The sequence below is a fragment of the Flavobacteriales bacterium genome, assembly GCA_025210805.1.
Taxonomy (GTDB): Bacteria; Bacteroidota; Bacteroidia; order Flavobacteriales; family CAJXXR01; genus JAOAQX01.
In genome coordinates this window covers 106,861-133,800 of record JAOAQX010000023.1, presented here as the reverse complement: position 1 = coordinate 133,800, position 26,940 = coordinate 106,861, and the positions used below count along the sequence as shown (strand labels likewise).

At 32.7% G+C, this 26,940-nt stretch carries 26 protein-coding genes, 1 tRNA gene and 1 pseudogene; 22 read left to right on the top strand and 6 right to left on the bottom strand.

Translation table 11 applies throughout. The features are described 5' to 3' along the window. Nucleotides 1–29: 29 nt before the first annotated feature. Genes N4A45_08600 through ispE form a run of 3 tightly spaced genes read right to left on the bottom strand, consistent with a single transcriptional unit; the run spans nucleotide 30 to nucleotide 2,096 of the window. A complete protein-coding gene (locus tag N4A45_08600) occupies nucleotides 30–611 on the bottom strand; it encodes a DUF1287 domain-containing protein (protein ID MCT4665273.1) in 582 nt (193 codons plus the stop codon). 8 nt (nucleotides 612–619) lie between these two features. Continuing rightward, on the bottom strand, nucleotides 620–1,291 hold the full coding sequence (locus N4A45_08595; protein ID MCT4665272.1) for a DUF2461 domain-containing protein: 672 nt from the start codon (nucleotides 1,289–1,291) through the stop codon (nucleotides 620–622). 4 nt (nucleotides 1,292–1,295) lie between these two features. Beyond that, nucleotides 1,296–2,096 (bottom strand): 4-(cytidine 5'-diphospho)-2-C-methyl-D-erythritol kinase, encoded by an 801-nt coding sequence (gene ispE, locus N4A45_08590; protein ID MCT4665271.1) that lies wholly within the window; start codon nucleotides 2,094–2,096, stop codon nucleotides 1,296–1,298. 161 nt (nucleotides 2,097–2,257) lie between these two features. Here ispE and N4A45_08585 point away from each other — a divergent pair, with 161 nt between their 5' ends. From N4A45_08585 to N4A45_08540, 10 genes and pseudogenes are all read left to right on the top strand, one after another. After that, a complete protein-coding gene (locus N4A45_08585) occupies nucleotides 2,258–3,481 on the top strand; it encodes an HD domain-containing protein (protein ID MCT4665270.1) in 1,224 nt (407 codons plus the stop codon). Between the two features lie 21 nt (nucleotides 3,482–3,502). Beyond that, the gene (gene lpxD, locus N4A45_08580) at nucleotides 3,503–4,537 is read left to right on the top strand and encodes a UDP-3-O-(3-hydroxymyristoyl)glucosamine N-acyltransferase (protein MCT4665269.1); all 1,035 of its coding nucleotides are present in this window, start codon (nucleotides 3,503–3,505) and stop codon (nucleotides 4,535–4,537) included. After that, a pseudogene (locus N4A45_08575) lies at nucleotides 4,538–5,921 on the top strand (bifunctional UDP-3-O-[3-hydroxymyristoyl] N-acetylglucosamine deacetylase/3-hydroxyacyl-ACP dehydratase). A gap of 2 nt (nucleotides 5,922–5,923) precedes the next feature. Next, entirely contained in the window at nucleotides 5,924–6,703 is a 780-nt protein-coding gene (lpxA, locus tag N4A45_08570) for an acyl-ACP--UDP-N-acetylglucosamine O-acyltransferase (protein MCT4665268.1), read from the top strand. Nucleotides 6,704–6,721: 18 nt separating this feature from the next. Then, nucleotides 6,722–7,288, top strand: coding sequence for an elongation factor P (gene efp / locus N4A45_08565; GenBank protein ID MCT4665267.1), 567 nt, complete (start codon nucleotides 6,722–6,724; stop codon nucleotides 7,286–7,288). Between the two features lie 61 nt (nucleotides 7,289–7,349). Continuing rightward, on the top strand, nucleotides 7,350–8,141 hold the full coding sequence (locus N4A45_08560) for a PASTA domain-containing protein (protein MCT4665266.1): 792 nt from the start codon (nucleotides 7,350–7,352) through the stop codon (nucleotides 8,139–8,141). A 73-nt stretch (nucleotides 8,142–8,214) separates the two neighbouring features. Further along, on the top strand, nucleotides 8,215–8,724 hold the full coding sequence (locus N4A45_08555) for a glutathione peroxidase (protein ID MCT4665265.1): 510 nt from the start codon (nucleotides 8,215–8,217) through the stop codon (nucleotides 8,722–8,724). Between the two features lie 2 nt (nucleotides 8,725–8,726). Then, nucleotides 8,727–9,335, top strand: coding sequence for a fumarylacetoacetate hydrolase family protein (locus N4A45_08550; protein MCT4665264.1), 609 nt, complete (start codon nucleotides 8,727–8,729; stop codon nucleotides 9,333–9,335). 1 nt (nucleotide 9,336) lies between these two features. After that, nucleotides 9,337–9,969, top strand: coding sequence for a DUF1684 domain-containing protein (locus N4A45_08545; GenBank protein ID MCT4665263.1), 633 nt, complete (start codon nucleotides 9,337–9,339; stop codon nucleotides 9,967–9,969). After that, on the top strand, nucleotides 9,962–10,648 hold the full coding sequence (locus N4A45_08540) for an RNA pseudouridine synthase (GenBank protein ID MCT4665262.1): 687 nt from the start codon (nucleotides 9,962–9,964) through the stop codon (nucleotides 10,646–10,648). Before N4A45_08545 ends, N4A45_08540 begins: the two co-directional genes overlap by 8 nt. A 407-nt stretch (nucleotides 10,649–11,055) precedes the next feature. On the opposite strand, the gene N4A45_08535 is transcribed toward N4A45_08540, so the two are convergent. Next, complete coding sequence (locus N4A45_08535) at nucleotides 11,056–11,625, bottom strand: pentapeptide repeat-containing protein (protein MCT4665261.1); 570 nt, start codon at nucleotides 11,623–11,625, stop codon at nucleotides 11,056–11,058. A 149-nt stretch (nucleotides 11,626–11,774) separates the two neighbouring features. On the opposite strand from N4A45_08535, the gene N4A45_08530 reads away from it, so the two are divergent. The 3 genes from N4A45_08530 to N4A45_08520 all read left to right on the top strand — a co-directional run bounded on the left by N4A45_08530 (nucleotide 11,775) and on the right by N4A45_08520 (nucleotide 14,109). Next, nucleotides 11,775–12,404: a CatB-related O-acetyltransferase gene (locus N4A45_08530; protein MCT4665260.1), complete on the top strand. Its 630-nt coding sequence runs from the start codon at nucleotides 11,775–11,777 to the stop codon at nucleotides 12,402–12,404. A 165-nt stretch (nucleotides 12,405–12,569) separates the two neighbouring features. After that, entirely contained in the window at nucleotides 12,570–13,664 is a 1,095-nt protein-coding gene (meaB, locus tag N4A45_08525) for a methylmalonyl Co-A mutase-associated GTPase MeaB (protein ID MCT4665259.1), read from the top strand. After that, the gene (locus N4A45_08520) at nucleotides 13,657–14,109 is read left to right on the top strand and encodes a hypothetical protein (GenBank protein MCT4665258.1); all 453 of its coding nucleotides are present in this window, start codon (nucleotides 13,657–13,659) and stop codon (nucleotides 14,107–14,109) included. Before meaB ends, N4A45_08520 begins: the two co-directional genes overlap by 8 nt. Nucleotides 14,110–14,162: 53 nt before the next feature. On the opposite strand, the gene N4A45_08515 is transcribed toward N4A45_08520, so the two are convergent. Next, nucleotides 14,163–15,059, bottom strand: a complete 897-nt coding sequence (locus N4A45_08515) for a carboxypeptidase-like regulatory domain-containing protein (protein MCT4665257.1) — start codon at nucleotides 15,057–15,059, stop codon at nucleotides 14,163–14,165. Nucleotides 15,060–15,210: 151 nt separating this feature from the next. Here N4A45_08515 and N4A45_08510 point away from each other — a divergent pair. Then, nucleotides 15,211–15,295 (top strand) — tRNA-Ser (locus tag N4A45_08510). Between the two features lie 399 nt (nucleotides 15,296–15,694). Here the strand turns inward: N4A45_08510 and N4A45_08505 are convergent. Further along, nucleotides 15,695–16,969: a serine hydroxymethyltransferase gene (locus N4A45_08505; GenBank protein MCT4665256.1), complete on the bottom strand. Its 1,275-nt coding sequence runs from the start codon at nucleotides 16,967–16,969 to the stop codon at nucleotides 15,695–15,697. Nucleotides 16,970–17,074: 105 nt separating this feature from the next. Here N4A45_08505 and fahA point away from each other — a divergent pair, with 105 nt between their 5' ends. The 8 genes from fahA (at nucleotide 17,075) to N4A45_08465 (ending at nucleotide 26,843) form a co-directional block, all read left to right on the top strand. Beyond that, a complete protein-coding gene (fahA, locus tag N4A45_08500; protein ID MCT4665255.1) occupies nucleotides 17,075–18,346 on the top strand; it encodes a fumarylacetoacetase in 1,272 nt (423 codons plus the stop codon). A gap of 467 nt (nucleotides 18,347–18,813) precedes the next feature. After that, nucleotides 18,814–21,474 (top strand): NB-ARC domain-containing protein, encoded by a 2,661-nt coding sequence (locus tag N4A45_08495; protein MCT4665254.1) that lies wholly within the window; start codon nucleotides 18,814–18,816, stop codon nucleotides 21,472–21,474. A 546-nt stretch (nucleotides 21,475–22,020) separates the two neighbouring features. Continuing rightward, nucleotides 22,021–23,061, top strand: a complete 1,041-nt coding sequence (locus N4A45_08490) for a Fic family protein (protein MCT4665253.1) — start codon at nucleotides 22,021–22,023, stop codon at nucleotides 23,059–23,061. Between the two features lie 413 nt (nucleotides 23,062–23,474). Then, nucleotides 23,475–24,023, top strand: coding sequence for a hypothetical protein (locus N4A45_08485; protein MCT4665252.1), 549 nt, complete (start codon nucleotides 23,475–23,477; stop codon nucleotides 24,021–24,023). A gap of 421 nt (nucleotides 24,024–24,444) precedes the next feature. Further along, entirely contained in the window at nucleotides 24,445–24,813 is a 369-nt protein-coding gene (locus N4A45_08480; protein MCT4665251.1) for a hypothetical protein, read from the top strand. A 192-nt stretch (nucleotides 24,814–25,005) separates the two neighbouring features. Continuing rightward, nucleotides 25,006–25,530, top strand: coding sequence for a hypothetical protein (locus N4A45_08475; GenBank protein ID MCT4665250.1), 525 nt, complete (start codon nucleotides 25,006–25,008; stop codon nucleotides 25,528–25,530). A gap of 130 nt (nucleotides 25,531–25,660) precedes the next feature. Beyond that, nucleotides 25,661–26,059: a hypothetical protein gene (locus tag N4A45_08470; GenBank protein MCT4665249.1), complete on the top strand. Its 399-nt coding sequence runs from the start codon at nucleotides 25,661–25,663 to the stop codon at nucleotides 26,057–26,059. A 391-nt stretch (nucleotides 26,060–26,450) separates the two neighbouring features. Next, nucleotides 26,451–26,843 (top strand): VOC family protein, encoded by a 393-nt coding sequence (locus N4A45_08465; protein ID MCT4665248.1) that lies wholly within the window; start codon nucleotides 26,451–26,453, stop codon nucleotides 26,841–26,843. Nucleotides 26,844–26,940: the final 97 nt, after the last annotated feature.

Sequence of the window (26,940 nt, the reverse complement as noted above, 5' to 3'; positions counted from 1 at the left end):
GAGTTAACATTTATATTCCTTTTTAAAGATCAAAATCTAAATCGATAATGTCCTATGATTTTATAATTAAAAAGGCAATCTTGAATTCGTTGACCTGCTCCTATATTATGAACAATTAAAGGTCTTTTGCCGTCATTAGATTTTTGATTTATTACAATGCCGATATGCGTTAGACCACCATCTAGCATCCAACAAACGATATCACCTGGGAGATAATCTTGAGAATTTTGAGTGATTTTTTTTGCCATATTTTGCCTTTCAAAATAGGTCATTAAGTTCGGAACACGTCTATGATCTATATTTTTATCAGTTCTTTTGAGTCCCCAATTTTTTGGATATAAATGAAAATTTTTTTTCATATCCTCATGAACTTCTTTTTGAAGATCAATTCCCATTTTTCTAACAGCTCGAATCACAACATCTGTACAAACTCCTTTTCCTTTGGGGATGTCTCCATTTGGGTAGGGAATGGAAAAGTAAGAAGGATCGTAAATTACTTCGTCATTCGTAAGTGATATGGCACAATCTGAAAGTGTTTTTTGATTATCTAATGTTTGAGAAAAACTCATCTCAAAAATCAATAATAGAATAAGTATTATGAAATTTCTCATAAGATATTTTATTGTCCTAGAGATTCATTAATAAACGAATTAAGTGGCTTAGCAAAAGAAAAATCGTTCATTAGTGTTTCTTTTAAGTTTTCATTTAGAATAAACTCGGCAGGATACTCTTTAAAATAGTAAAACTGTTTATTTAAAATAAAAGGGTAGGTTTCTTGAATTTCTGTGAAGGGCTTAGGAATTCGTTTGTTTTTATCTCCACGAAGCGTTCCAAACGTTTCTTTAAACTTCTTTTCATTCAGTAGTTTTTCAAACCTTTTTGGGTTTTCAAATATTTTCTCTCTTAAACTTTGTAATTGATTTTTATCAAGCATATAGGAGCCTGAATATAAACGCAAATGGCTACCGCTAAATTCCAAATACATACTTGGAAATGTAGCGTCTTTTTTTCCGTTTTCAGAAATAACCATTCCTAATTGTGTCTTATAAGGAGATTTATCTTTACTAAAACGGATATCTCTGTTGATTCTAAAGATACAATGTTTTGGTTCTATTTGTTTTACAAAAGCTTTTTCGCCCAATACTTCATCAATCATTATTTGGCAAAATTGTTTGAAAGGTTCTTTAACATTTTTCTCATAGCGTTTTTTTTGGCTATGAAACCACTCTCTAGTATTGTTTTCTTTCAGTTCATTCAAAAAAAGAATGAAATCTTCATCAAAATAAGGCATAATTCTAAAGTTTTAATAATTTAAAATCTTCTTGAAAGTTAAGATTTTTTGGCTCATTTTCAAATAATCCAAAAATTGTGGAACCAGAACCACTCATAGAAGCATAAAAAGCACTTGCGTCTATCAGTTTATTTTTTATTTGAGAAAGCTCTGGAAATTGTCTAAAAATGGAACTTTCAAAATCGTTATAAAATAATTCAGGTTGTTCCAATAAGCTATTGACGGTGGCATTTTCAAAATCTTTTTCTAAACCTAATTGAAGGTTTTGATAAGCCATTTTGGTAGAAATATGAATTTTTGGAAAAACAAAAACAAGAAATTTTCCGCTCAAATCAAGTTTTGATGACGACAGTTTTTCGCCTATACCTTGAACGTACTTTGGGGTATTTTCTATAAAAAAAGGACAATCGGCTCCCAGTTTTTTAGCATATTCTTCGAGCTTATTTTTCGAAATTTCCAAATTAAAAAGTTCATTAAGTGCTTTTAACGTAAAACTTGCATCTGCTGAGCCACCTCCCAGACCTGCACCGATTGGAATTTGTTTATGCAAATGAATTTTCACCGAAGGCAAAGGGAAATCTTGATGAATGAGATGATAGGCTTGTTCGCATAAATTTTGATTTCCATCGATTTCAATCCCACTTTTTGTAAAAAAAACCTCACCAATACCTTGAGTAGGTACAATTTCTAAAATATCCTTTAGGGGAACAGGGTAAAAATGGCTTTTAAGTAAATGATAACCATCGGCTCTTTTTTTAAACACATTAAGCCCAATATTTATTTTGGCATTCGGGTAATAAATCATCTAAATTTCAGTTTTACCAAAGGTATGAGAAACAAAAATTCTGAACAAGTAGAAAGTTTTATTGATTTTGTCGATAGAAAAAAATTACAGCCTAACTTGTTAAATTAAATTCGTACATTGGATTCTTGGAATTAGTAAATTCCATTAACCTGAAAGAAAATATGACCAAAAAAAATAAATTATTTAATGATCCCGTTCATGGATTTATTTCTATTGAAAATGAATTGGATTTTAAGATAATTGAGCACCCATTTTTTCAAAGATTACGTAGAATTAGTCAATTAGGACTTACTTATTTAGTGTACCCAGGAGCGCACCATACAAGGTTTCACCATGCATTGGGTGCGTATCATTTGCTAAAAAACTCTTTAAAAGTCTTGAGAGATAAGGGCGTTGAGATGAGCATTGAAGAAAGAAATGCCGCAAGAAGAGCCATCCTTCTTCATGATATAGGTCATGGACCTTTTTCTCATGCTTTAGAGCATTCATTAGTGGATCATATATCCCATGAAGAGATTTCTTGGGAACTCATGGATTATTTTGATAAAAAATATCCAGGGGAGTTAAGCATGGCAAAGGAAATATTTCAAAAAAGTTATCACCGTCCGTTTTTTCAGGAACTCATTTCCTCACAGCTTGATGTAGATCGTTTGGACTATCTCAAAAGAGACAGTTTTTATACAGGCGTTTCTGAAGGAGTTATAAATTCTGATAGAATTATCTCCATGCTCAATGTTGTTAATGATCAATTAGTAGTAGAACAAAAAGCCATTTATTCTGTAGAGAAATTCATCTTGTCTCGAAGATTGATGTATTGGCAAGTATATTTACACAAAGCCGTAGTAGCTGCCGAAATGATGGTCGTTAAAACACTTCAAAGAGCAAAAGAATTATCTCTGCGTGGCGAACATCTTTTTGCAACAAAAAATTTAGATTTCTTTTTAAACAATAAAATCACCAAAGAGAATTTAAAAGACACCGATTTTATTAAAAGATTTTGTGAACTCGACGAATATGATTTATTAGGAGCCGTAAAAGAATGGATTAGACATTCTGATCCCATTTTATCGACACTGAGTAAGAGTATTATCCAGAGAAATCTTTTTAAATTAAGATACTATTCTCCAGGAGAGCTCGCTTTAAATTTAGATAAAACAAAGTCAAGAATTCTTGAGAAATACCAAATAGAAGAATCCGATTTACATTACTTTTTTATGGAGGGAGACATCAATCAAAGTATTTATAATAAGGAGAAAGAGATTATTCGTATGTATCAAAAAGATGGAAGTATTGTTCCATTTGGAGAAACAACAGAGAATATTAATATGAAAATATTAAACACAAGTACGACAAAAAAGTACGTTTGTGCTATTGAGTTGTTTTAAATTATTTAATTTTGTCGCGTTATGGTAGTATCAGCAAAACAAATTGCGGAAGTATTAGGAGGAGTCGTTGAAGGAGACCCATTAGTTGAAGTAAATTCAGTCGCATCCATAGAAGATGGGAAAGAGCAAGCGCTCTCCTTTCTGTCGAACCCAAAATACAACCAATTTTTATACAACACGAAATCAAGCGTAATAATCATTAATAAAGATTTAGAGCTTGAAAAAGAAGTACCCAATACTCTTATCCGAGTAGAGGATGCTTATATGGCTTTCGCCCAATTGTTAAAATTCATTGCCGATTTGGTAGAACCTAAAGTAGGAATAGAACAACCTGTTTATATGAGCGACACTGCTCAATATGGTGAGCATGTTTATCTAGGAGCCTTTAGCTATATCGGAAAGAATGTAAAGATTGGGGATAACGTACAAATTTATCCACATACTTATATTGGAGACGATGTAACTATTGGCGATGATTCTATAGTTTATGCAGGAGTAAAAATCTATCATAAAACACAAATAGGAAAAGATTGTACTATTCATGCAGGAGCCGTTATTGGAGCCGATGGATTTGGATTTGCCCCAACTAATGATCAGGATTATAATAAAGTACCTCAGATAGGAAACGTTATTATCGAAGATTATGTAGAAATAGGAGCGAATACCACCATTGATCGAGCTACATTTGGAAGTACTGTGATCAAAAAAGGCACAAAGCTTGATAATCTCATCCAAATTGCACATAATGTAGTTTTGGGAGAAAACAATGTTATTGCGGCTCAAACAGGAATCGCAGGATCAACGAAAGTAGGAGACAATTGTATGATTGGAGGACAAGTAGCAATAGCTGGTCATATAGAAATAGGAAATGAAGTGAAAATTGCCGCCAAAAGTGGTGTACCTTCATCCATTTCTGATGGTGAAATACACATGGGACCTGTTGCATTTGAACGAAGAGAATTCCAAAGATCTTATATTCTCTTTAAAAAATTACCTAGTTTGTTTAAGAACCAAAGAAACATTGAAAAGCAGCTAAAAAACCTATTTGATCAATAAATGAGTAACAAGCAAAGGACGATTAAAAAATCTGTTTCTATTGAAGGAACAGGATTACATACCGGTGAAAAATGCACCATGACATTTCATCCTGCGAAAGCTGATGAAGGAATTCAGTTTTTAAGATCAGATTTGGAATCAAAGCCTAAAATTCCTGCATCAGCAGAATGGGTAAACAAAACTGACAGAGGTACCTCTTTACAGTATGGAGATGTTAGTATCCATACAACAGAACACGTGCTAGCCGCAGTTATAGGGCTAGAAATTGATAATATCTTGATTGAACTTACGGCTCCTGAACCACCTATTCGAGACGGAAGTTCTTTAGATTTTATAAATTTGCTATCTGAAGCAGAAACTGAAGAACAAGATGAAGAAAGAAAATATCTGGTAATTGATCAAGAAATTGAATTTAAGCATGAAAAAAGTGGGGCTGTTATGAAAATAGAACCTCATGATGGATATGCCATAGATTGCTTAATTGATTACGGAACAAATGTCTTGGATAAACAAACAGCAAAAATGGAGAAAATTTCAGATTTTGCTGAAAATTTTTCTCAAGCAAGAACCTTTTGTTTTTTACATGAACTAGAGTTATTGGTTCAACACAATTTGATAAAAGGTGGAGACCTCAATAACGCAATTGTGTTTGTGGAAAGAACATTAGAAGAGGAAGAGATGAATCGTCTTGGAGAATATTTCGGAAAAGAGAAAGTAGAAGTACGCCCAGAAGGAGTATTAAATAATCTTGAGCTGCGTTATGAAAACGAAGCTGCAAGACATAAATTACTTGATATTGTGGGAGATTTAGCCCTTGTAGGAAAACCTATCAAAGGAAAAATTACCGCATATAAACCTGGTCATGGACCAAACACAGCATTTGCAAAAGAATTACAAAAACTAATAAAAGACAGAAAAAATGTCAAAATTTGATCTAACCAAAGAACCCGTAATGGATGTGGTAGAAATAATGAACAAATTACCACACAGACCACCGTTTTTGTTGGTTGATAAAATATTGGAACTTGAAGACGATAGAATTGTTGGGTTGAAAAATGTAACAATGAATGAAGATTTCTTCAACGGACATTTCCCAGGCGCTCCTGTAATGCCAGGAGTACTACAAGTAGAAGCGATGGCACAAGCTGGTGGCGTTCTTGTATTAAGCCAAGTGGAAGACCCAGAAAACTATTTAACCTATTTCCTTAAAATTGATAAAGTTCGATTTAAGAAAATGGTGTTACCTGGAGATACCCTTATTTTCGAACTTGTGCTAACGGCTCCAGTGAGAAGAGGAATAATCCAAATGAAAGGCCAAGCTTTTGTTAACGATAAAGTAGTTATGGAAGCTGAACTTATGGCTCAAATAAAAAAAGTAAAATAAGTATGCATCAACCTTTGGCTTATATCCACCCAGATGCAAAGTTGGCAAATAATGTTGTTGTAGATCCTTTTACAACCATTTCTAACGATGTTGAAATAGGTGAAGGCACTTGGATAGGTTCAAATGTAACCATAATGTCTGGTGCAAGAATTGGGAAAAACTGTAAAATTTTTCCTGGTGCAGTAATTTCAGCAGTTCCACAAGATTTGAAATTTGGAGGGGAATACTCACAAGTTATCATTGGTGATAACACAACCATTAGAGAATGTGTTACGGTAAATAGAGGAACAAAAGATACAGGTAAAACGGTTGTAGGAGAAAATTGTCTGCTTATGGCATATTCTCACGTTGCACATGATTGCTCTATTGGAAATCATGTAATTATTGTCAATAATGTAGCTATTGGAGGGCATGTTCATATCGGCGATTATGCCATTATTGGAGGTCTTTCAGCCATTCATCAATTTGTTTATATAGGAGAACATTCCATGGTTGGAGGTGGATCCTTAGTGCGTAAAGATGTTCCACCATTTGTAAAAGCTTCAAAAGAACCATTGTCATTTATTGGTATTAATAGTATTGGACTACGAAGAAGAGGATTTGACTCCAAAAAAATAGGAGAAATTCAAGAAATCTACCGAGCTATTTTCCAGTCAGATATGAACGTGGCACAAGCAGCAGAATATGTAGAAGCAAATTTACCTGCATCATCAGAAAGAGATCATATTCTATCCTTTGTAAGAAATTCCTCTAGAGGGATCATGAAAGGATTTAATTCGTAATTTCACAAAAAAAATAACATGGCAACTACTTCAGACATTAGAAACGGACTTTGTATCCGTGCAAACAACGATATTTTCAAGATTGTTGAATTCCTTCACGTAAAACCAGGAAAAGGTCCTGCTTTCGTAAGAACAAAAATAAAGAGTGTAACAACAGGGAAAACCTTAGAGAAAACATTCCCAGCAGGTCATAAAATTGATGTAGTGAGAGTAGAAACTCATAAATTTCAATACTTATACCCAGAAGGAGAACTATTCAATTTTATGAATACGGATGACTATAATCAAATTGCAATTTCGAACACAATGATCGAAAACTATGATTTGATGAAAGAAGGTGAAATTGTTACAATTCAAATAAACACAGAGGATGGAGAACCACTTTCGGTGGATTTACCAGCATCTATTACAGTAGAAGTAACACAATCTGACCCAGGAGTGAAAGGAAACACTGCCACTAACGCGACAAAACCAGCAACAGTAGAAACAGGAGCACGAATCAATGTGCCACTCTTTATTAATGAAGGGGATATCATAAAAGTTGATACAGCATCAAGAAACTACGTCGAAAGGGTAAAATCATAATTCTGATCCAAATAAAAACCTAACGAAAATCGTTGGGTTTTTTTATTACATTTGAACTATTATGTCGATATTACAAAACATCAATTTTAAGCGAGTAGGAAAACACCTTGGGCTCGCTCTTGCACTTTTTTTTGGACTCGTGTTTATCAGTCTTCTTTTTTTGAATATTTATTCAAAACACAATGACCATGTCCTTGTTCCTGATCTCAAGAATATGAAGGAAAGTGAACTAAATGAAAAATTGAGTGCACTCAATTTAAGATACGAAATCATAGATTCTGGAGCTTATAACCCAAAAATTCAGGCTACGGGTGTTATTGATCAAAACCCACTAGCAGGTTCAGAAGTAAAAGAGAACAGAAAGATTTATATCACAATAAATCCTTCAAATCCAGGGTTTGTTGTCTTTGAAAATTTTAAGGATAAACATATCCGAAGATTAGTAGGGCATGCTAGAGCAACGCAGTTAAACATAGAAACGATAGAATATAAAACAGATATCGCCGATTTTGTCATCTTGGATATTACACAAAACGGAAAATCTATCCCCGTAGGAACTAAAATTGGGAAAAAATCTAATATCAGTGTACTACTTGGAAAAACAAGTGGAAAAAGATCGAGTATTCCAGGTGTTATTGATTTGAATTTAAGTGAAGCAAAAGATAAAATTTGGTCTTTGGGACTCAATATTGGCGCAATACGTTATGATGAAAATGCCAAGAATTTAAAAGAAGACGAAATAGAAATCTATAAACAGTCACCTAGAAGAACCAGAGGTGAAATTTATAATCCAGGCCATGCGGTAAGTCTTTGGGTAAGAAAAAAAGGAAGCGGTGAAAAAGAAAAGAAATAGTTTGATATACCTTATTGGTATTTTGTTTTTAGGATTCTTAGGTTCTTGTAAAAACAAACAAGAAGCAATCAAAATGACTCATGATTTTGAGGGTCATAATCAGACCATTTACCAGTTTTCTGCTGTTCCAAATATCCAGGAGGGACTTTTTGATTTTTCAAAACTAAAAGGAAAAAAAATCTTGATTGTGAATACTGCATCCAAGTGCGGACTTACTTATCAATATGAAGATCTAGAAGCTTTGTATAAAAAATACCAAGACTCATTAGAAATTATAGGATTTCCATCCAATGATTTTATGGGGCAAGAACCAGGAACACATAAAGAAATCGCTACATTTTGTAAAGAAAATTATGGTGTTACTTTCCCAATAATGGCAAAAGTAACTGTAAAAGGAAAAGAAAAACATCCTATTTATCAGTTCTTAACAGAGAAATCTAAAAATGGATTGATGGACAGCAAAGTAAAATGGAATTTCCAGAAATATTTGATAGGAGAGGAGGGGAATTTAGAAAAAGTAATTTCGCCAAAAGTAGAACCCTTTTCAGAAGAAATTATCCACTGGATTGAAAACAAAAACTAAGTATGAAAATAGTTTGTATCGGAAGAAATTATGTTGAACATATCAAGGAGCTTGGAAATGAAAAACCCGATGCTCCTTTAGTTTTTACAAAATCTGACAATGCTTGGCTCAATAATAAAAATGAACTTTATTTGCCTAGTTTTAGTGAAAACATTCACTATGAAGCAGAATTGGTGATAAAAATAGATAAAGCAGGAAAGCATATAAAAAAGCAATTTGCTCATAAATATTACTCCAGTTTATCTATTGGGCTAGATCTTACGGCACGAGATATTCAAGAAAAGTGTAAAGAAAAAGGACTCCCTTGGGAATTAGCAAAATCTTGGGACGGCGCTGCTCCTGTAGGTGCATTTATTCCTGTTGAGGAAAATGCAATTGATTCTTTGAATTTCGAATTGTTTAAAAACGAGGTATCTGTTCAGAAAGGTGACCCTCAAAAAATGCTCTATTCAGTAGATGAATTTATTGAATATGTTTCTCAATATATCACCCTAAAAAAAGGAGATCTAATTTTTACAGGAACACCAGCAGGAGTGGGGAAAGTAGCAATAGGCGATCATTATAAGGGCTATGTAAATGGTAAACTTTTATTAGATTTAAAAATCAAATAAGATGTTTAGGAAAATTATACTCTCTACGCTTATGTTGATGTCTCTGTCTTGTTCACAAACAGAAAACAGTCCTTCTAATAAGAATTTAACAGCTTATCAGCAACAAATAGAAAAACACAGAACCGAATTACACGATTTCTATTTATCTAAAAAAGGTCCTTTAAACCAAAAACAAAAAGGAGATTTTTTAGGTCTAAGTTATTTTCCTGTAAATGAAAGATATAAAATCATGGCTGAAATGATTAAAATATCTGGTAATGACACCATTACAATGCAAACATCGAGTAATCAAGAAAGGAAATATATCCGATTTGCTCAGTTGAATTTTGAACTAGATCAAACAAAATGTACGCTCGTTCTCTATCAATTTTTAGGAGATGAATCTCATTACTTTTTGCCTTTCAAAGATCTTACAAATGGAGTTTCCACTTATGGAGGAGGTAGATATTTGGATATTGAAAATACCGGTAATGGATCTACACTAGAATTAGATTTTAATAAAATTTACCATCCTTATTGTGCCTATGTAGATGGATTTTCTTGTCCAATTCCACCAATTGAAAATACTTTGGAAGTAAAAATTGAAGCAGGATCAAACACACTAAAACCTATTTTTGTTGGAAAAAATGAATAATTCTTGGCGTTTTAAAGTCCTCTTTGAGGATAATCACTTAATAGCAGTTCATAAACCTCCAGGGGTTTTGGTACAAGGTGATCACACGGGTGACTTATCCTTGGTGGATGAAGTTAAGCAATTTCTAAAAGAAAAATACAATAAACCAGGTAATGTTTTTTGTGGACTCATTCATAGAATAGATCGTCCTGTGAGTGGAATTGTGCTTTTGGCGAAAACTTCTAAGGCACTTTCAAGAATGAATAAGCAATTTCAAGAAAGAAAACCAGATAAGCGTTATTGGGCAATTGTAGAAGGTAAACTAGATTCAGGTTTAGTTTTAGAGCATTATTTGATTAAAAATCAAAAACAGAATAAGAGCTACGTTTCCAAACAAACTAATCAGAATGCTAAAAAAGCTAAGCTAGAATTTAACATAATAAAAACATTGGATAATTTCACGGCGATAGAAATAAAGTTGCACACGGGGAGACATCATCAAATAAGAACTCAGCTATCAGCAATTGAGCATATCATTAAAGGTGATGTAAAATATGGTGCAAGAAGACCCAATAGAGATAAATCAATCTGTCTTCATGCACAGCAACTAGAGTTTGAACACCCTGTAAAAAAAGGCGAAATTGTTTCTATTGAATCACCAGCGCATCTACTAGAAGAAGGAATCTGGAAAAGTGTTTAGCACAAAGACTAGCATCTATTCTAAATCTTTTATTTCTTTCAAAAACCCTATAATATATATTATGTTAAATAATTATTTGTAGCTAAGTCAATTCGAATGGTTTTTGATGAATGGTAAAAGTTCTCGATACAATTTCTTTTCCGTTTCTCTACAAAGAAATCACTCGAACTGACAGAGATATAAAAAATGTACACCTTTGTCAGTTCGAGTGATTTTTGATGGAATGCAATGAAATCAAAAATTTTATCGAGAATGCGTATGGTTGTCAAAGTTCTCGATACAATTTCTTTTCCGCTGCTCTTCAAAGAAATCACTCGAACTGACATACTCGATACAATTTCTTTTCCGTTTCTCTTCAAAGAAATCACTCGATCTGACAGATATATAAAAATTGTATAGAGAACATCTCACGTTTGAATTTTGATTCCAAAACATGACAAAAGCCCTAAAACTTCTGGATTTGAGAACAAAGCATCTTTTAAAGTGTTGGTATTTGGATTGATTTGATAATTCTTAGATTTTTGAAAATCACATTTAGATAAATTCGTTTGTTCAAAAACAGCAAAGGCAAAATCACAGTTTGTTAACGCGATCCCAGATAAATTTGCTTCTGTAAAATCACATTCAATTAGAATAGAATCTTTAAAGCTCGAATTTTTCAAAGGTGTTTTGTAAAAATTTGAATGATTGAGCTGACAAAATTCAAAATTCATTGATAGATTAAAAAAATCACAACTGGTAAATTGTAGGCCAAACATTTTGCATTCACGAAATACTGTTTCTTGAAAAGAAGTATTCTCAAGAGCAATATTACTCATATTACATTCTTGAAAAATACAGTTTACAAATCGGTAACTTGATAAATTTACTGCCGTAAAATCACAATTTCTAAATTCACAAGAATCGTATTCTCTCCACTTTAGAAATTGGTTATCAAGTTTTTGATTGTCAAAAACTTCATCCATTAAAAAATCCATAAAAAAAGGTTTAACTGTACAATAAATTCAAACCCAAATTACACAATTTTATGAAATTTGTTGGCATTGAATACAAAATGAAATATTATTGTAATCGATTAAAATTCTCTTATTTCCGACTAGTAAATTAACACGATAAAAAGCATAAAATGTCACAAATTCCAAACAAAAATTCAGTATTTCCCTTAGAAAACTATGACCGATTGTGCTTTCTAAGAAACATCATTAAAAATCCGAATATTATTGTTGGAGATTTTACCTATTATGATGATTTTGAATCTGTTGAAAACTTTGAGAAAAACGTAAAATACCATTTTGAGTTTATTGGGGATCAACTTATTATTGGCAAATTTTGTATGATTGCTTCCGATGTTACTTTCATTATGAATGGAGCGAATCACCTAACAGAATCGATCTCCTCCTACCCTTTTGCAATTTTTGGAGGTGACTGGGCAAATGCTATGGAAGGCAAAAACTATCCAACAAAAGGAAACACCGTAGTGGGAAATGATGTCTGGATTGGCTATGGAGCTACTATAATGCCTGGAGTCCACATTGGTGATGGTGCGATTATTGGGTCAAAATCGGTAGTGACCAAAGATGTAGCACCCTACGCTATTGTCGGTGGAAATCCTGCAAAAGAAATTAGAAAAAGATTTTCTGATGAGGAAATTAAAGAACTACTCGAACTTCAATGGTGGAACTGGGATATTCAAAAAATTACAAAAAATGTAAAACACTTAACAAAATTAGATTTGAAACAACTTACAAAAGAATAATTAAGTCTCAACTTTTTTTTAAGCTCCATAAAATTTCAAAATTCTTATCCTATACATTTTGATTTTTTTTGGTAAAAAAAATAGAACTTTGTAACTTAAGATTCCTCAAATTTCTGTTCTGTACTCCACATGGGGTTTAAATGGGCAAAATCACTTTTGAAAAACTTGGATAAAAAAAAACTACATATCACTAAAGGAGCGTCCGATGTATCCTCAATTAATCAAAATCTAAGAAAAAATCTTAAAAAATTTTCTAGGAAACGAAAAAAACTGGATTATTATATCTCGGGGATTTCTCAGGGAAACAAAACGATATTAAGCGAAGCCATTACAATTATTGAGTCACAAAACTCAAAAGATATGGCATTAGCAAAAGCAATTGTGAAAGCTTGTTTACCTCTTTCAGGAAAATCTATCCGTGTAGGAATCACAGGGGTTCCAGGTGTTGGAAAAAGTACTTTTATTGATAGTTTTGGGGCGCATCTTTGTAATCATCTTGGAAAAAAAATTGCAGTACTTGCCGTTGATCCAAGTTCAAACAGAAGTGGCGGAAGTATTTTGGGGGATAAAACCCGAATGGAAACCTTGACCACGATAGACAATGCTTTTATCCGCCCCTCACCTACTGCCAACAATTTGGGAGGTGTTGCCAAAAAAACCAGAGAGACAATTATCCTTTGTGAAGCAGCTGGTTTTGATACGATTTTGATAGAAACTGTGGGTGTTGGTCAAAGTGAAACCACGGTTCATTCTATGGTAGATTTTTTCCTATTATTGATGCTTGCTGGTGCCGGAGATGAACTTCAAGGAATTAAAAAAGGGATTATGGAAATGGCAGATACCATGATTATCACAAAAGCTGATGGAGAGAATGTTTTGAACTGTAAAAAAGCCAAAATGACCTACCAAAGTGCTTTACACCTTTTTCCTCCTCATCCTACAGGATGGATTCCCCCGGTTTTGCTTACTTCTTCTCTTGAAAACGAAGGAATACAATCTGTGTGGAATACTGTGGAAGATTTTAAAAAACAGAGTATTTCCACTAATTATTTTAGAGAAAATAGAATTAATCAGAACTTATACTGGTTTAGAGAAAGTATTCAAGAACAACTCTTTATGTTGTTCAAGAAAAATAAACGAGTTAAAGAAGAACTTCATACTTTGGAAACGCTCTTAAAAACAGAAAAAACAACTGCTTTTGAGGCATCAGAGCAATTATTCAACACTTTTTTAGAAGAAATAAAGAAACAAAATGATTAAAAGAAAAAAGAAAAAAGAAACGCCTACTCCTACTCATTATTTTGAAGCCATATTGGATCAAATTGATATAGCCAAAGGTGCTTTTTTTCAAAATAATGAACATTTTGTACTCACAGTGGGTAGCAAAAAAAGTGAGGATGTTTTACAAATTATCCATAGGCAAATGGCTGAAGAAACTCAATCTGAGAGTGGGGAATTTGGTTTGAGTATTTGTGTAGAATTAGATTCTGAATGGGAAGCAGATCAGCAAAAAGAAAAATTGCTCAAGCAATATCGCCATTTTGGAAATTTTGTAAAATCTCAAGATGAAAATATGGTTTTTTATACCATGCTTCTACCTTTTGACTCAGAAAAAGCTGCAGAAATTTGTACAGAAATTATTCAAAAAGTTTATTTAATTCAACAACAAGACTTGCTTTGTGCTTTCTATGATGTAGAACAATGATTTTGAAAAACTTGTATTGTGTAACAAACGTATTTTGTTGACAAAAAAACTCCTTATTCAGGAGTTTTTTTCTTTTTTGAAAAAAGATTTTTCATCCATTCCCAAAACCTTCTTAACCAAGACTTCTTTTTTGTTTGTTTTTCCTGATTTTTTTCTACCTTTTTTTTATCGGAGGCAGGCACAACATAAAATCTTTCAACAGATACGTCATTTATTAATTCTTCATTAACCACCAATTCCTCATACAAACCTTCTGAGATAAGTGTGTTCTCTTCCTTTAATGCGATATTGAGTTTGCCGGAATTACTAAAATCGGTCTTTTTCATGGGGATTACTTTATTTTCATAACCCACATAAGAAATTTCTAAAACAAAAGAATCAGATATTTGAGAATAAACTGTGCTAACATCCATCCAAAAACGTCCTAAAGTATCTGTAGAAACCCCTGCCAAAAGCTTCTCAGAGCTTTTAAGGACAATATTTGCATAGATCAACGGGTTTTCGTTTTTATCCTTTATCAATCCACGAATAATATATTGGGTCTTTTGAGGCTTTTTTACAGAAATCCATTTTTTAAATTCATTAGGCGAAACCTGAACTTGATTTGGTTTTGTTGCCAAAGAATCTTCCTGGGCGAAGGCAATATTGGTAAGAAAAAAGCCCCCATAGTAAGTGAATTTATTTTGGATAGCTTTCCACCATTTAATTTTTATAACTTCTTTGGGATTTTCTTGATTCCTCAATTGAAAATCGGTGTAAACACCACAAACCGGATCCTTAGAAAAAACATGCACTTGGGCAATTTCCCTTAAACTCATTTTTCTAAAATCTATCAATACATTCTGGCATTTTGCACAAAGACGTCCTCCTTTTACTTCGGTCATCTGCTCCCAAGATTGCTCACAATTTTTGAGTTCTTTTAAATTAACTTTTTGAATTTTATTGTTCATGCATAAAAAAATATAGTCACTAATTTATTGAAAAATAAGCAACAATAAAAAACTCCTTAAAAAAAGCATAAATCTTTCACAAAAAAGCCTTGTATGAAGAAAAAATATTTATATATTTGCACTCGCAATTCCAAAGGGAATTAGCCGAATCGGAGAGATGGCAGAGTGGTCGAATGCGGTGGTCTTGAAAACCATTGTCTGTAACAGGACCGGGGGTTCGAATCCCTCTCTCTCCGCAAAAAAAAAGCTCAACCTACATGGTTGGGCTTTTTTGTTTTGAAAAATCGTGAAGTTTACTTCAAATACCGATTACTTGTTCAATATTCACTTACTTCATTTCATTCATAAATGAATTTTCATAATGTATCGGCATTATACATAGCAAAAAATAACACCATAAAAAGAATAAGATATTTCAAAATAAAAAAGACTTTGAAACGATAGTTTCAGCGCTTAAAAATTGCTCTGGACTTCCTTTTGGGATCCTGAAAAAATCCCTCGCTCTCCGTTCAAAAGCCAATCAAAATTTTGAGTGAGCTTTTTTCCTCCCCAAAAAGCAAAAAAAATCACCCCAAGAACTCTTGAGGTGACAAATATTAATTCTAAAAAGAATCGTATTTTTTACAAAACATTGGCTAAGCCTTAAAAATAGGATAATCCTTCATCCAGTCCCCTATTCGCTCACCAATAGCTTCTAGTTTTTCTTCATTTTCGATATTCATCAAAGCTTCATCTAAGAAACCTATAACTTTATGCATATCTTCTTCATTGAGCCCTCTTGTGGTAATTGCCGCTGTTCCTATTCTTATTCCAGAAGTAACAAAAGGCGATTGTGTATCAAAAGGAACCATGTTTTTATTCACCGTAATATCGGCCTTTACTAAAGCATTTTCAGCATCTTTTCCTGTGATATCTTTATTTCTAAGATCAATGAGTAAACAGTGATTGTCTGATCCACCAGAAATGATATGATACCCTTTTTCATTTAGAGCCTCAGCCATTGCAGCGGTATTCTTTTTCACTTGTAGCATATACTCAAAATACTCATCGGATAAAGCCTCACCAAATGCAACTGCTTTTGCTGCAATTACGTGTTCCAAAGGTCCTCCTTGACTTCCTGGGAATACCGCAGAATTCAATAAAGCAGACATTTTTCTTACCGTTCCTTTTGGCGTTGTTAAACCCCAAGGATTTTCAAAGTCTTTCCCCATCATGATCACTCCTCCTCTTGGCCCACGAAGCGTTTTGTGAGTAGTAGAAGTTACAATATGACAATGCGGAAGTGGATCATTCAAAAGCCCTTTGGCAATCAATCCTGCAGGATGTGAAATATCGGCCATTAAAATAGCCCCTACTTTATCCGCTACCGCTCTAAATTTTGCGTAATCAATATCTCTAGAATAAGCAGAAGCACCACAGATAATTAAATTAGGTTTTTCTTCCAATGCTACTTGTTCCATCGCATCATAATCTATCAAACCTGTCTCCTTGCTCACTCCATAAAAACAAGTCTTATAGGTCTTCCCCGAAAAATTTACAGGTGAACCATGAGTAAGGTGCCCTCCATGAGATAAATCGAATCCCATGATTTTATCTCCAGGCTTCAAACATGCCAAGAAAACAGCAGCATTCGCTTGAGAACCTGAGTGTGGTTGTACATTTGCGTACTCTGCCCCAAAAAGGGTTTTAAGGCGATCTATAGCAATATTTTCTACAACATCTACCACTTCACAACCTCCATAATACCTTTTTCCTGGATATCCTTCCGCATATTTGTTCGTTAATATAGAACCCATGGCTTCCATTACCTCATCGGACACAAAATTCTCAGAGGCGATTAACTCTAATCCAAATTTTTGACGATCTGACTCTTCCTGAATCAAATCGAAAATTATATTGTCTTTTTTCATATTTAGCTATTTGTTATACTTAAACAAATCAAAAGCGTTTTTAAGCACTAATGTTTTCAAATATATTAATTAAATACTACATTTGAAATTCAAAAAACATATCTTATGATTTTAGCAAATAATCCTCATAAAAAATCGTGGATTTCAGTAGAAGAAAACTCTGATTTCCCTATTCAAAACATTCCTTTTGGAGCTGGTAGAAAAGGAAATAACAGTATTGTAGGTCTTTCTAGAATAGGTGAAACAGCCATAAACCTAGATGCCATGCAAGAACTTGGATATTTTGAAGGTATCGATCTTCCTGAAAACATCTTTGCACACGATAATCTAAATCCTTTCTTAGAACTTACAAAAACTGTTTGGAGAGCGGTAAGAGAACGAATTTCTGAAATATTTGATAGTGAAAATGATTCGTTAAAAAATAACGAAGACCACAAAAATCAAATTTTAATTCCACTTTCTGAGGTAACTATGGAAATGCCTGTTTTTGTGGGAGATTACACAGATTTTTATTCTTCTCGTCAACATGCTTACAATGTAGGATGCATGTTTCGTGACCCAGATAATGCAATCATGCCCAACTGGAAAAGACTGCCTGTAGGATACCACGGAAGAGCCAGCTCAATTATTCTTGGAGACCAAGATATCTATAGACCAAAAGGACAACAAAAAGCAAAAGATGCTACAGATCCTACTTTTGGACCTTCAAAAAGAATGGATTTTGAATTAGAAATGGCATTTATCACAGGACAAGGAAAACCGCTAGGAGACTCTATTTCCACAGCTGAAGCAGATGATTATATCTTCGGAATGGTAATTTTTAATGATTGGTCTGCTCGTGATATCCAAGGATGGGAATATGTACCACTAGGACCATTCTTAGGGAAAAACTTTGCCTCTTCCATTTCTCCATGGATCGTTACTCTAGATGCCCTGGAGCCTTTCCGATGTGAAAATGAAGTACAAGACCCAAAAGTTTTGCCTTATCTAGAATATGAAGGAAATAAAAACTTAGACATCAAACTGGAAGTACTGTTACAGTCTGAACAAATGAATGCACCTCACCGTTTGGCATTGTCTAACTACAAATATATGTACTGGAATATGAACCAACAACTTGCACACCACACCATCAATGGTTGTAATATAAACGCAGGTGATATGATGGCATCTGGTACTATTTCAGGAAACGATGAATCTGCTTATGGTTCTATGCTCGAACTCTCTTGGGCAGGATCCAAAAAAATAGAGCTACCAAGCGGAGAAATCAGAACATTTATTGAAGACAATGACCGTATTCTTATGCGTGCTTGGTGTAAAGCAGAATACAGAATTGGTTTTGGTGAAATAAACACAAAAATGCTTCCTGCAAAATAAAACAATAGGAAAAATTTTTAAACAAGCTCAATACCATTCTTTCTCTCTTGAAAGGATGGTATTTTTTTTAGGAGCTATTTCCCGCTTTCGGCTTTATCTTTTGTTTTTCTTCAAAAAACAAAAGGATACCGCCTCTATCGGGGCTAACAAACATTGTCCAGAGAAATAAAAACCCAACAAAAACCAAAAAGCAATAGTCGCATATTATTCGAATAGTATACGGATAATTATTCGTCTATCCTTCTTTCATAAAATTGTTTTTTGTACCTTAGTCTTATGATATTCAAAAATATAAATAGTACCTCTAGATTCACTTCCAAAACCTGTATTTACTGGGCTTTTTGTGTTTTTGATTATGACAGAAAGAATATAAACGTATAAGGCGTATAAATGCACCTATGTTATGCTAGGGTGTGTTTATTCGGTTGTTATGCCCAATTAGAAAAAACAGAAACCTGAATTAAAATATGTCAAAAATAACAGAAGTAAGATTAACTCTAGCAGCTCTAATTTATGGTCTAGAAATTGATTTAAAATCAACCATAAATAGATTTATAGTTCCATATTATTCAGATTTAACTTTTTTCAAAAACACAGAACTTGAAGAAAAAGTTATTGCAAGATATCAAAAAGACAATCCTGGTTCTGATATTTTAAACAATATTGATGAGGCTATTGATTTTTTAGATTTTCATGATACGTTTACTATCTTGAATAAAAATAATACCTTCTTAACAAAAGAAGCTAGTACATACTTAAAGAGTATTTTTAATGAGTTGTCTGAAATAACTCCTATTAGAAATAGAGTAATGCATACTAGGCCACTACTTGGAGGTGATTTTTCTGTAATTTACGATTTCGTTTCCAAAATAAAAAAAAGTTCTCCTATTGAATGGAATATAACATTAGAGACAAGGGAAAAAATTGAAAAAGACCCTACATATGTTCTTACTTTAACTATACCAACAGTTGAAAGAGAAAATATAGAAAAAAATGTTATTCATAATTTACCTAGACCAGATTTTGATGAAACTGGGTTTATTGGAAGAAAAAATGATGTTGAAGATATAAAAAAACTAATTTTCAGCAATTCAGTTGTAAGCATAATTGGTGACGGAGGAATTGGTAAAACAGCCTTAGCGTTGAAAATTGCTTATGACATAGTAGATATGGGAGAAAACAGTCCATTTGAATTAATTATATGGACATCCGCAAAAACAACTATGTTAACTTCAAAAGGTATTGAAGAGATACATAACACAATCACCAACTATACTGGTTTAATTGATTTGATTTCTGAAACACTAGAGGTTGAACAATCTCAAAACAAACTTGAACAAATACTTGAATATTTAAGCCTATTCAAAACCCTAATAATTATAGATAATTTAGAGACAATTCAAAGTGAAGAAGTAATAAATTTTATACGAGAAGCTCAAATGAAGAGCACAATTTTAATAACTTCTAGAATTGGTCTAGGAGAGCTAGAATATCGTAGAAAACTAAAAGGTTTTTCAGAAAATGAATCTACTAGATTAATCAGAGGAATTGCTAAAATACGTAATAGTGATACTTTAATAAACTTACCTCAAAAAACTTTAGTCGATATATCTTCCAAACTTTATTACAATCCATTAGCAATTAAATGGTTTGTAAGTACTGTTGAAGCTGGAATTTCGCCTTCTGAGGTTCTGAGTAACAAAAACGATTTGTTAAATTTCTGTTTAACAAATGTTTATCATAAACTGAGTGATGGGGCGAAAAATATTTTAGATACAATTAGAGCTGCAAGAAAAAGTTTGCGTACCGCAGAAATTATATATTTAGCTGAAATTGAACCAATACTCGTCCGACAATATTTACTTGAACTTTTTAGAACAACACTTGTAAGTAGTGAAATAAATGATAGAGAAAATATTGAAGATACTAGTTATTATATATCTGATTTTGCTAAGGATTTCTTGACAAAAACTCACCCTATCGAAATTAACTATGTCAAATCAATTTCTAGAAAAATAAGAGAACTAACAAATTCTACTGCACAATTAAAAAAGATAAATTCTTATAACGAATTTGACATTAATGCAATTTCTTACAAAGATTCAAATGAAAAAATAGCTGCAAAATTTTTAACAGAAGCCTTATCTCTATCTTGGAAAAAAGATTATCCTAATGCGCTAAGAAAAGTAGAAGAAGCACGTAATATAATTCCTAGTTATTTTGAAACTTATCGTGTCGGAGCCTTTATTAAAGCAACTGAAGGTAATGTTTTAGGTGCTGATGATGATTATCAGTTAGGTCTTGAAGTTGCTCCTAATAGCCCAAAACTACTATTTTTCTATTCTCAATTCTTACTGTTTCAAATGGACGATAGTGATAATTCACTTATTTATGCCGACAAACTATTTGAATTAAAACCTGAACATCCAATTGTAACATTTTTATTTGTTCGTATCTACAATACAAAAAGAGAATACAATAAAGGTGTTCATAAAATAAAACTTCTACTAGATACAGAGTTAGATTCTAAAAATGAGCGTGTAGCTTATACTGAGCTTATTTCTCTTTATAATCATATGGGACAAAGTTTTTCAAGAATTGAAAAAGATTATGATAATGCACTACGTCATTTTAAAAAATCAATATCAGTTTATGAAGAATGTTACAATAAAAATATTTTAGACCCTAAAATGATTAAGAATTTTTGTGAGACACTTTTAGCTTGTCTACAACAAATTCCTGTTTTATCAGACGAGGTAGACAAAAATTATTTTAAAGAATTAATTATAAAAAACAATTCAAAAATAGGTCTAACACAATTAAAGCATAAAATTGTACATAGGTATTCGGATAAATTTGATGATTTCTCCTTAAACTATTTATTAGATGATTCTTCATCAAACTCTAATGAAAGAATTATGGGAGTAATTTCAAGAAGTAAGAGTAACATAAGCAAACCTTTTGTATTTATCGAATCTGAAAATAAACGACATTACGCTAATATGGTTGACTTCATTGATATTAATAACCGTACTGAATGGAAAAAAATTGATAATGGTCAATTAGTGAGTTTTGAATTAGGACAAAATTTTGAAGGAGAATGTGCAAAAAATATAAAAATTGAATAAAAGCCCAGTTGCTAAAATAACTAAGTCTTCGGATTGCTCGCAGAGCAAAATCTGAAGATCCCGAAACATCGGGATTGACTAAAACCCACGCTGTTGCACCGATTACTTACTAAATATTCAATTAGTTCACTTTGTTCATAATTGACTTTTAGTAATGTATCGGCATTTCACCTTTCTTAAATTACACAGAGAAATGGTTTACTTACGTTTCGAAAAACATTTCAAAACACTATGGGTTTTGCGACAAATAAGTTTAGGCTTTACAAATCCATTTTTCAGGACTTAAGAAGATAAAGAGAAGACTTTTGAGCAATCAAAGGTCTTTTTTCATGATCTTTAAATTTCTTAAAATTAAAGAATTTTGTAGTTTTATGTACTTTTGAGAAATCAGCTACCCGTGAAGCGGGTTTAGTTCAACAAGATGCAAACGGAATTAAAACGTCCATCTGCATTTAGTGTTGTAGCTCATTTAAAACCGCATTTTAGCTCATAAATACACTCTACTTGAGCTTAATTCTGTAATTTTATCGAAAATTTGAGCTTAAAATGAATTCTCAGAGAGAAATTGAAATCATTGAATTTCTAAAATCAAACGACAAATCTTCTTCTAAAGAAATATTTGATAATTTAGAATTAAACCTAAGTTATGCGACTTTAAAGCGTCTTCTAAATAAACTTAAAGAAGAAAACAAACTTGAAACTGTTGGTCAAGGAAAAGGTACTAAATATATTATTTCTGCTTCATACGGACTCTTAGAATCAATAGATTTAGACAACTATTATAAAAAGGAAATTGACGAAAGAAAAATCAAAGAAAGCTTCAATTTATCTGTTATTACCGAAACACTCAATAAACATTCTGTATTTACCAAAACTGAACTTGAAAAGTTAGATTATTTACAAAAGAAATACGAGTCTAACATTCAACAACTATCAGAAAAAGAATATAAAAAAGAATTAGATAGATTAGCAATCGATTTAAGCTGGAAATCTTCTCAAATTGAAGGGAATACCTATTCTTTGCTCGAAACAGAGAGACTTTTGAAAGAAAAAGAAACCGCCTCTGGAAAAACCAAGGAAGAAGCAACTATGCTTTTAAACCACAAAGACGCCTTAGATTTTATCATTAAAAACTCAGATTACTTGCATCCTTTATCTGTTTCAACAATTGAGGATATTCATAGTGTTTTAATGAAAGAACTTGGAGTTGAAAGAAATTTAAGAAAACGAAGAGTTGGTATTTCAGGAACAAATTACAGACCTCTCGAGAATCAATTTCAGATTTTAGAGGCTTTAGAGCAAACTTGTATGTTAATAAACTCAAAGAAAAGCATATTTGAAAAAGCACTACTAACACTAGTTTTAATTTCTTATATACAACCATTTATGGATGGAAACAAAAGAACTGCTCGAATTGTAAGCAACGCAATTTTAATGAACGAAAACTATTGTCCATTATCATTTAGAACGGTTGACTCAATTGATTATAAAAAAGCTATGCTACTCTTCTACGAACAGAACAACATATCAAGATTTAAAGAAATTTTTATAACGCAGTTTGAATTTGCAGTAAAAACATACTTCTAAAAAAAACGAGCTACAATAACTAAGTCTTTGGATTGCTCGCAGAGCAAATCTGAAGATCCCGAAACATCGGGATTTTTTCATGATCTTTAAATTTCTTAAAATTAGAGAATTTTGTAGTTTTATGTACTTTTGAGAAAAGCTACCCATGAAATGGGTTTTAGTTAAACAACGCCTATACCCAATACGGGTGTTAGGTTCTTATGCCAAGGGGTTTGATTACCTGCAACGCTCGCAAATTTTGTAACTTAGTTCAAAAAAATAACAATATAAAAAGTGGCTCGCAGGTTCGGTGACTAGGCAAAATAAACACCTACTAAATCCCGTTCTGTGCATAGCCAAGTCCATTGGCGGTACTTCAAAAAAAGAAACAGAAATAGCTTAAGGAAAATATTATGCTGAACTTAACGATAAATTTGAACGCGAAATTACAACCATTGCATCGACATGATTTAGAAGATGCATTGCAAGAGGCGTTGAAAAAATTAGATTTTGAAGCAGAAGTTACAGGTGGCGGAACATTACAAGAACCAAATGGAGAAATAGCATCTTGTGATATAGAAATACAGCTTGCCGAAGATTCTGACGAAAACATTGAAGCTATTATGGGTGTAATGGAAGCTATGTTAACACCTATAGGCTCGCAAATAATTATTTACCCTAAGAATAAAAATACAGAGGTTAGAAAAATACCTTTTGGAGTTCATCAAGGTTTAGGACTATACTTAAATGGTAAAGATTTAGATGAAGCAATTTACAAAGACTGCGATGTGAATTTTGTATATCAAGAAATAGAACGTCTATTGGGTGATTTTAAAACAGGTCACATTGCGAGTTATTGGGAAGGAGAAGAAACTTCTTTATACTTGTATGGAGAAAGTTTTGATGAAATGCACAATCGAATCAAACCCTTACTAAAAGAATATCCTTTATGTCAAAAGTGTCGAGTGATTAGAATTGCTTAAAAAATTAAAACGACACCACAATCGAGTAGACCGCTCCGCCAACTAAACTGATGGAGTTCGCCTCTCAAATAAGCGAAGCGATTCATGAAAACCTATAAAATTAAAACAACTGAATACACCACCGTACGTACGGGTCTCGTATACGGCGGTTCAATAATGATACTTACTTGGGAGAGTAGTTTGATAGACTTATAAATTCACGTTGTACAAGTCTTTTTGTGGTGATACCCTACCCTTACAGGTAACAACCTTGCCACTTACTTTATTTAGTATCGTCACTTCCTCGCATCAGGGACTTTAAACCATTGGGAACATCATTTTCTTTTCGAAAAGGATTAAATTTACCATTCGTGATACATGCACTATGTAAAAATGTATTAAAACGCGCCATATACTTAACGGTTAGATGCATAAGAATAAAATGACGACAATAAGATTCACAATAAACTTTCAAACAAAAATCAAGAGAAAACTTGAGAAATATATAAATCTATATGAAGGTAAAATCGGACATAGGCTTATTGACATAAAAATCAATAGATACCACAAAATTGATAACCAATTTCAAGCAGACTTCAAAATTGAAACGTCTGAGTCAGATAATAAAAACCTAGTGTACACTGCTCTTATACTGGCAAACAAATTATGGGACACAGGGTATTTAAATTGGAAATTTGTAGGTCCATTTGAAGATAAATCAAACCTTTTTGAATGTATCTTAAACAATAAAAACGATGATCAACCTTTAAAATGGGCTCACATACAAGTAGAAAAAGAAACAAAAAATTGATTAACTACGATAAATTCACAGAACTTCTACAATGGCATATTTGTGTAGAATTATTTGAATCAAAGAAAAAGTAAGTCAATTCTTTGGAGTAAATTAACAAACATATTTAAGGGAAAACCGCTGTGATCAGAGAAAGTTTCCATCGTAAGTACTCTCGATACAGTCGATCCGTTATATGGCATTAAAAAGACAATGAAGAATTTAATAGTAATAGTGACAGCCTTGATACTACTTTTAACAAGTTGTATCCAATCAGACAATATGAATATTAGCGACTATGTTGACCATTGGGAAATCAGTACAACTTTAAAGACATTCGAAAATTCGACTCTTGACATTGATACTGTTGAAAATGAATACAAGATCGCAGAAGGACACAATCATGTCTTTGTCGTGACGACTGAGAAAAATCCAGTATTCAAGGAAGGAAAGGAACTGACAGACATATATAGCATTCAATCTCTGCTCATAGAACTCGATACTTTAGATACTTTAGTGTCACCTGAGAATCCTTCTAATTCAAGACTTTTTTGGCAACTAATTGCTTTTGCTCCAGACAATGGAATAAACCCATTAGACAAGGCAGAAAAAATAACATTTATACGTAAGGATAAAGATATTTGGACGGTTGAATCAGATATTTACGACTTTGTATTTAAAGGACAAATAAATTTTTCGACAGATCAGAAATGGTCGTATACTGTAACCGATTATTAAAAAGAAAAAACTGTTGATAATAACTAAGAGTTCTGATTGCTCATAAAACAAAATTGTGACCTTATTATTTCTACTTATAAAATTGCTGATTATCAAGGAAACAACCTTAAAGCAATTATCGGAGTGAAAATTGAAAGATAAACTACAAAAATATAAAGCAGTGAAAGTTATATTTGACAAATTAAAAGATAATGAAAATTATCTTATTTCAACTAAAGAAATTAAAAAGCTATTTGAGATAATTCCAAATTTATCAAAAGGAATAAAAATTGTTCATATTCAAAATCAAGAGCCCCATAAATCAAGATTTCCAAGACCAGTTAGATTTGAATTTTTAAACTCACAATTAAATATTTCTGCAAAAAAACTTTCAAAGGAAGTGATTGTAAAGGAAATATTAATAGAATTGATTTCACAGCGGGGTGATGATATTACATTAAGACCTTCGTCCTATAGATTTCTGACTAAAAATCAAATTAGAAGAATTGAAAATATAGCAAAACCAATAATTATTGAATATAATAAATAACCGTACCCTCGCTCCCACCAATTTCTAACACAGATAATCAAACCAAATTACCTTTTTATAAGAAAAACAAAACACTCAATGATTATTTGTTGAGTGCTTTGTAGTTTTTTATTTCTCAGTACGGCTACCAATTAAAAATTGGCAGGAGCAACTTACTGTGTGTTTTCGTTGGCGGGAACTGGGGTAACAACCTTGCCACACTTACTTTATTTAGTATCGTTACTTCCTCGTATCAGGGGCTGTAAACCATTGGGAACATCATTTTCTTTTCGAAAAGGATTATATTTACCATTCAAGGCGCACATAATAAATAAGAAGGAAGACTTACTGTCGCTACGTCCTACTCTTCTCATTACCGTTGTGTGAAGTAATGAAACGTAAACGATAGAAAATGAACTTAAACCAAATAACTGTTCCCTCATTAGACTTAACAAAATCAATTCCATTTTATGAAAAATTAGGACTAAAATTGATTGTTGAGGCTCTTCCTCATTATGCACGATTTGAATGTCCAAATGGGAACTCTACTTTTTCAATTCATCAGACGAAAAAATTACCCCAAGGAGATGGAATATATGTCTATTTTGAGTGTGAAAACCTTGATGAACAAGTTAAGCAATTAAAAAAGAACGGAATTCAATTTGACCTAGAACCGACAGACCAAAGTTGGCTTTGGAGAGAAGCTAGATTAAAAGATGTTGATGGAAATCAACTGATATTATTTTACGGAGGAGAAAATCGACTGAACCCGCCTTGGAGAATTAATAGTGAAGAAGCAGATTAAAAAAGAACGACACATAATAACCAGTCTCTAAATTCCTCGCAGGGCAAAATCTGAACTAGATAATCTGTCCTGAAAACAATCCGCATTAACAAATCCT

Excerpts from the sequence above, each read along its gene's own strand:
- N4A45_08475 (MCT4665250.1), top strand. The coding sequence starts at position 25,006 with ATGAAGAATTTAATAGTAATAGTGACAGCCTTGATACTACTTTTAACA.
- N4A45_08530 (MCT4665260.1), top strand. The coding sequence starts at position 11,775 with ATGTCACAAATTCCAAACAAAAATTCAGTATTTCCCTTAGAAAACTAT.
- N4A45_08480 (MCT4665251.1), top strand. The coding sequence starts at position 24,445 with ATGACGACAATAAGATTCACAATAAACTTTCAAACAAAAATCAAGAGA.
- N4A45_08585 (MCT4665270.1), top strand. The coding sequence starts at position 2,258 with ATGACCAAAAAAAATAAATTATTTAATGATCCCGTTCATGGATTTATT.
- fahA (MCT4665255.1), top strand. The coding sequence starts at position 17,075 with ATGATTTTAGCAAATAATCCTCATAAAAAATCGTGGATTTCAGTAGAA.
- N4A45_08595 (MCT4665272.1), bottom strand. The coding sequence starts at position 1,291 with ATGCCTTATTTTGATGAAGATTTCATTCTTTTTTTGAATGAACTGAAA.
- N4A45_08490 (MCT4665253.1), top strand. The coding sequence starts at position 22,021 with ATGAATTCTCAGAGAGAAATTGAAATCATTGAATTTCTAAAATCAAAC.
- N4A45_08495 (MCT4665254.1), top strand. The coding sequence starts at position 18,814 with ATGTCAAAAATAACAGAAGTAAGATTAACTCTAGCAGCTCTAATTTAT.
- efp (MCT4665267.1), top strand. The coding sequence starts at position 6,722 with ATGGCAACTACTTCAGACATTAGAAACGGACTTTGTATCCGTGCAAAC.
- ispE (MCT4665271.1), bottom strand. The coding sequence starts at position 2,096 with ATGATTTATTACCCGAATGCCAAAATAAATATTGGGCTTAATGTGTTT.
- N4A45_08545 (MCT4665263.1), top strand. The coding sequence starts at position 9,337 with ATGTTTAGGAAAATTATACTCTCTACGCTTATGTTGATGTCTCTGTCT.
- N4A45_08555 (MCT4665265.1), top strand. The coding sequence starts at position 8,215 with ATGACTCATGATTTTGAGGGTCATAATCAGACCATTTACCAGTTTTCT.
- N4A45_08550 (MCT4665264.1), top strand. The coding sequence starts at position 8,727 with ATGAAAATAGTTTGTATCGGAAGAAATTATGTTGAACATATCAAGGAG.
- N4A45_08465 (MCT4665248.1), top strand. The coding sequence starts at position 26,451 with ATGAACTTAAACCAAATAACTGTTCCCTCATTAGACTTAACAAAATCA.
- lpxD (MCT4665269.1), top strand. The coding sequence starts at position 3,503 with ATGGTAGTATCAGCAAAACAAATTGCGGAAGTATTAGGAGGAGTCGTT.
- N4A45_08560 (MCT4665266.1), top strand. The coding sequence starts at position 7,350 with ATGTCGATATTACAAAACATCAATTTTAAGCGAGTAGGAAAACACCTT.
- N4A45_08515 (MCT4665257.1), bottom strand. The coding sequence starts at position 15,059 with ATGAACAATAAAATTCAAAAAGTTAATTTAAAAGAACTCAAAAATTGT.
- lpxA (MCT4665268.1), top strand. The coding sequence starts at position 5,924 with ATGCATCAACCTTTGGCTTATATCCACCCAGATGCAAAGTTGGCAAAT.
- N4A45_08505 (MCT4665256.1), bottom strand. The coding sequence starts at position 16,969 with ATGAAAAAAGACAATATAATTTTCGATTTGATTCAGGAAGAGTCAGAT.
- N4A45_08600 (MCT4665273.1), bottom strand. The coding sequence starts at position 611 with ATGAGAAATTTCATAATACTTATTCTATTATTGATTTTTGAGATGAGT.
- N4A45_08520 (MCT4665258.1), top strand. The coding sequence starts at position 13,657 with ATGATTAAAAGAAAAAAGAAAAAAGAAACGCCTACTCCTACTCATTAT.
- N4A45_08540 (MCT4665262.1), top strand. The coding sequence starts at position 9,962 with ATGAATAATTCTTGGCGTTTTAAAGTCCTCTTTGAGGATAATCACTTA.
- N4A45_08535 (MCT4665261.1), bottom strand. The coding sequence starts at position 11,625 with ATGGATTTTTTAATGGATGAAGTTTTTGACAATCAAAAACTTGATAAC.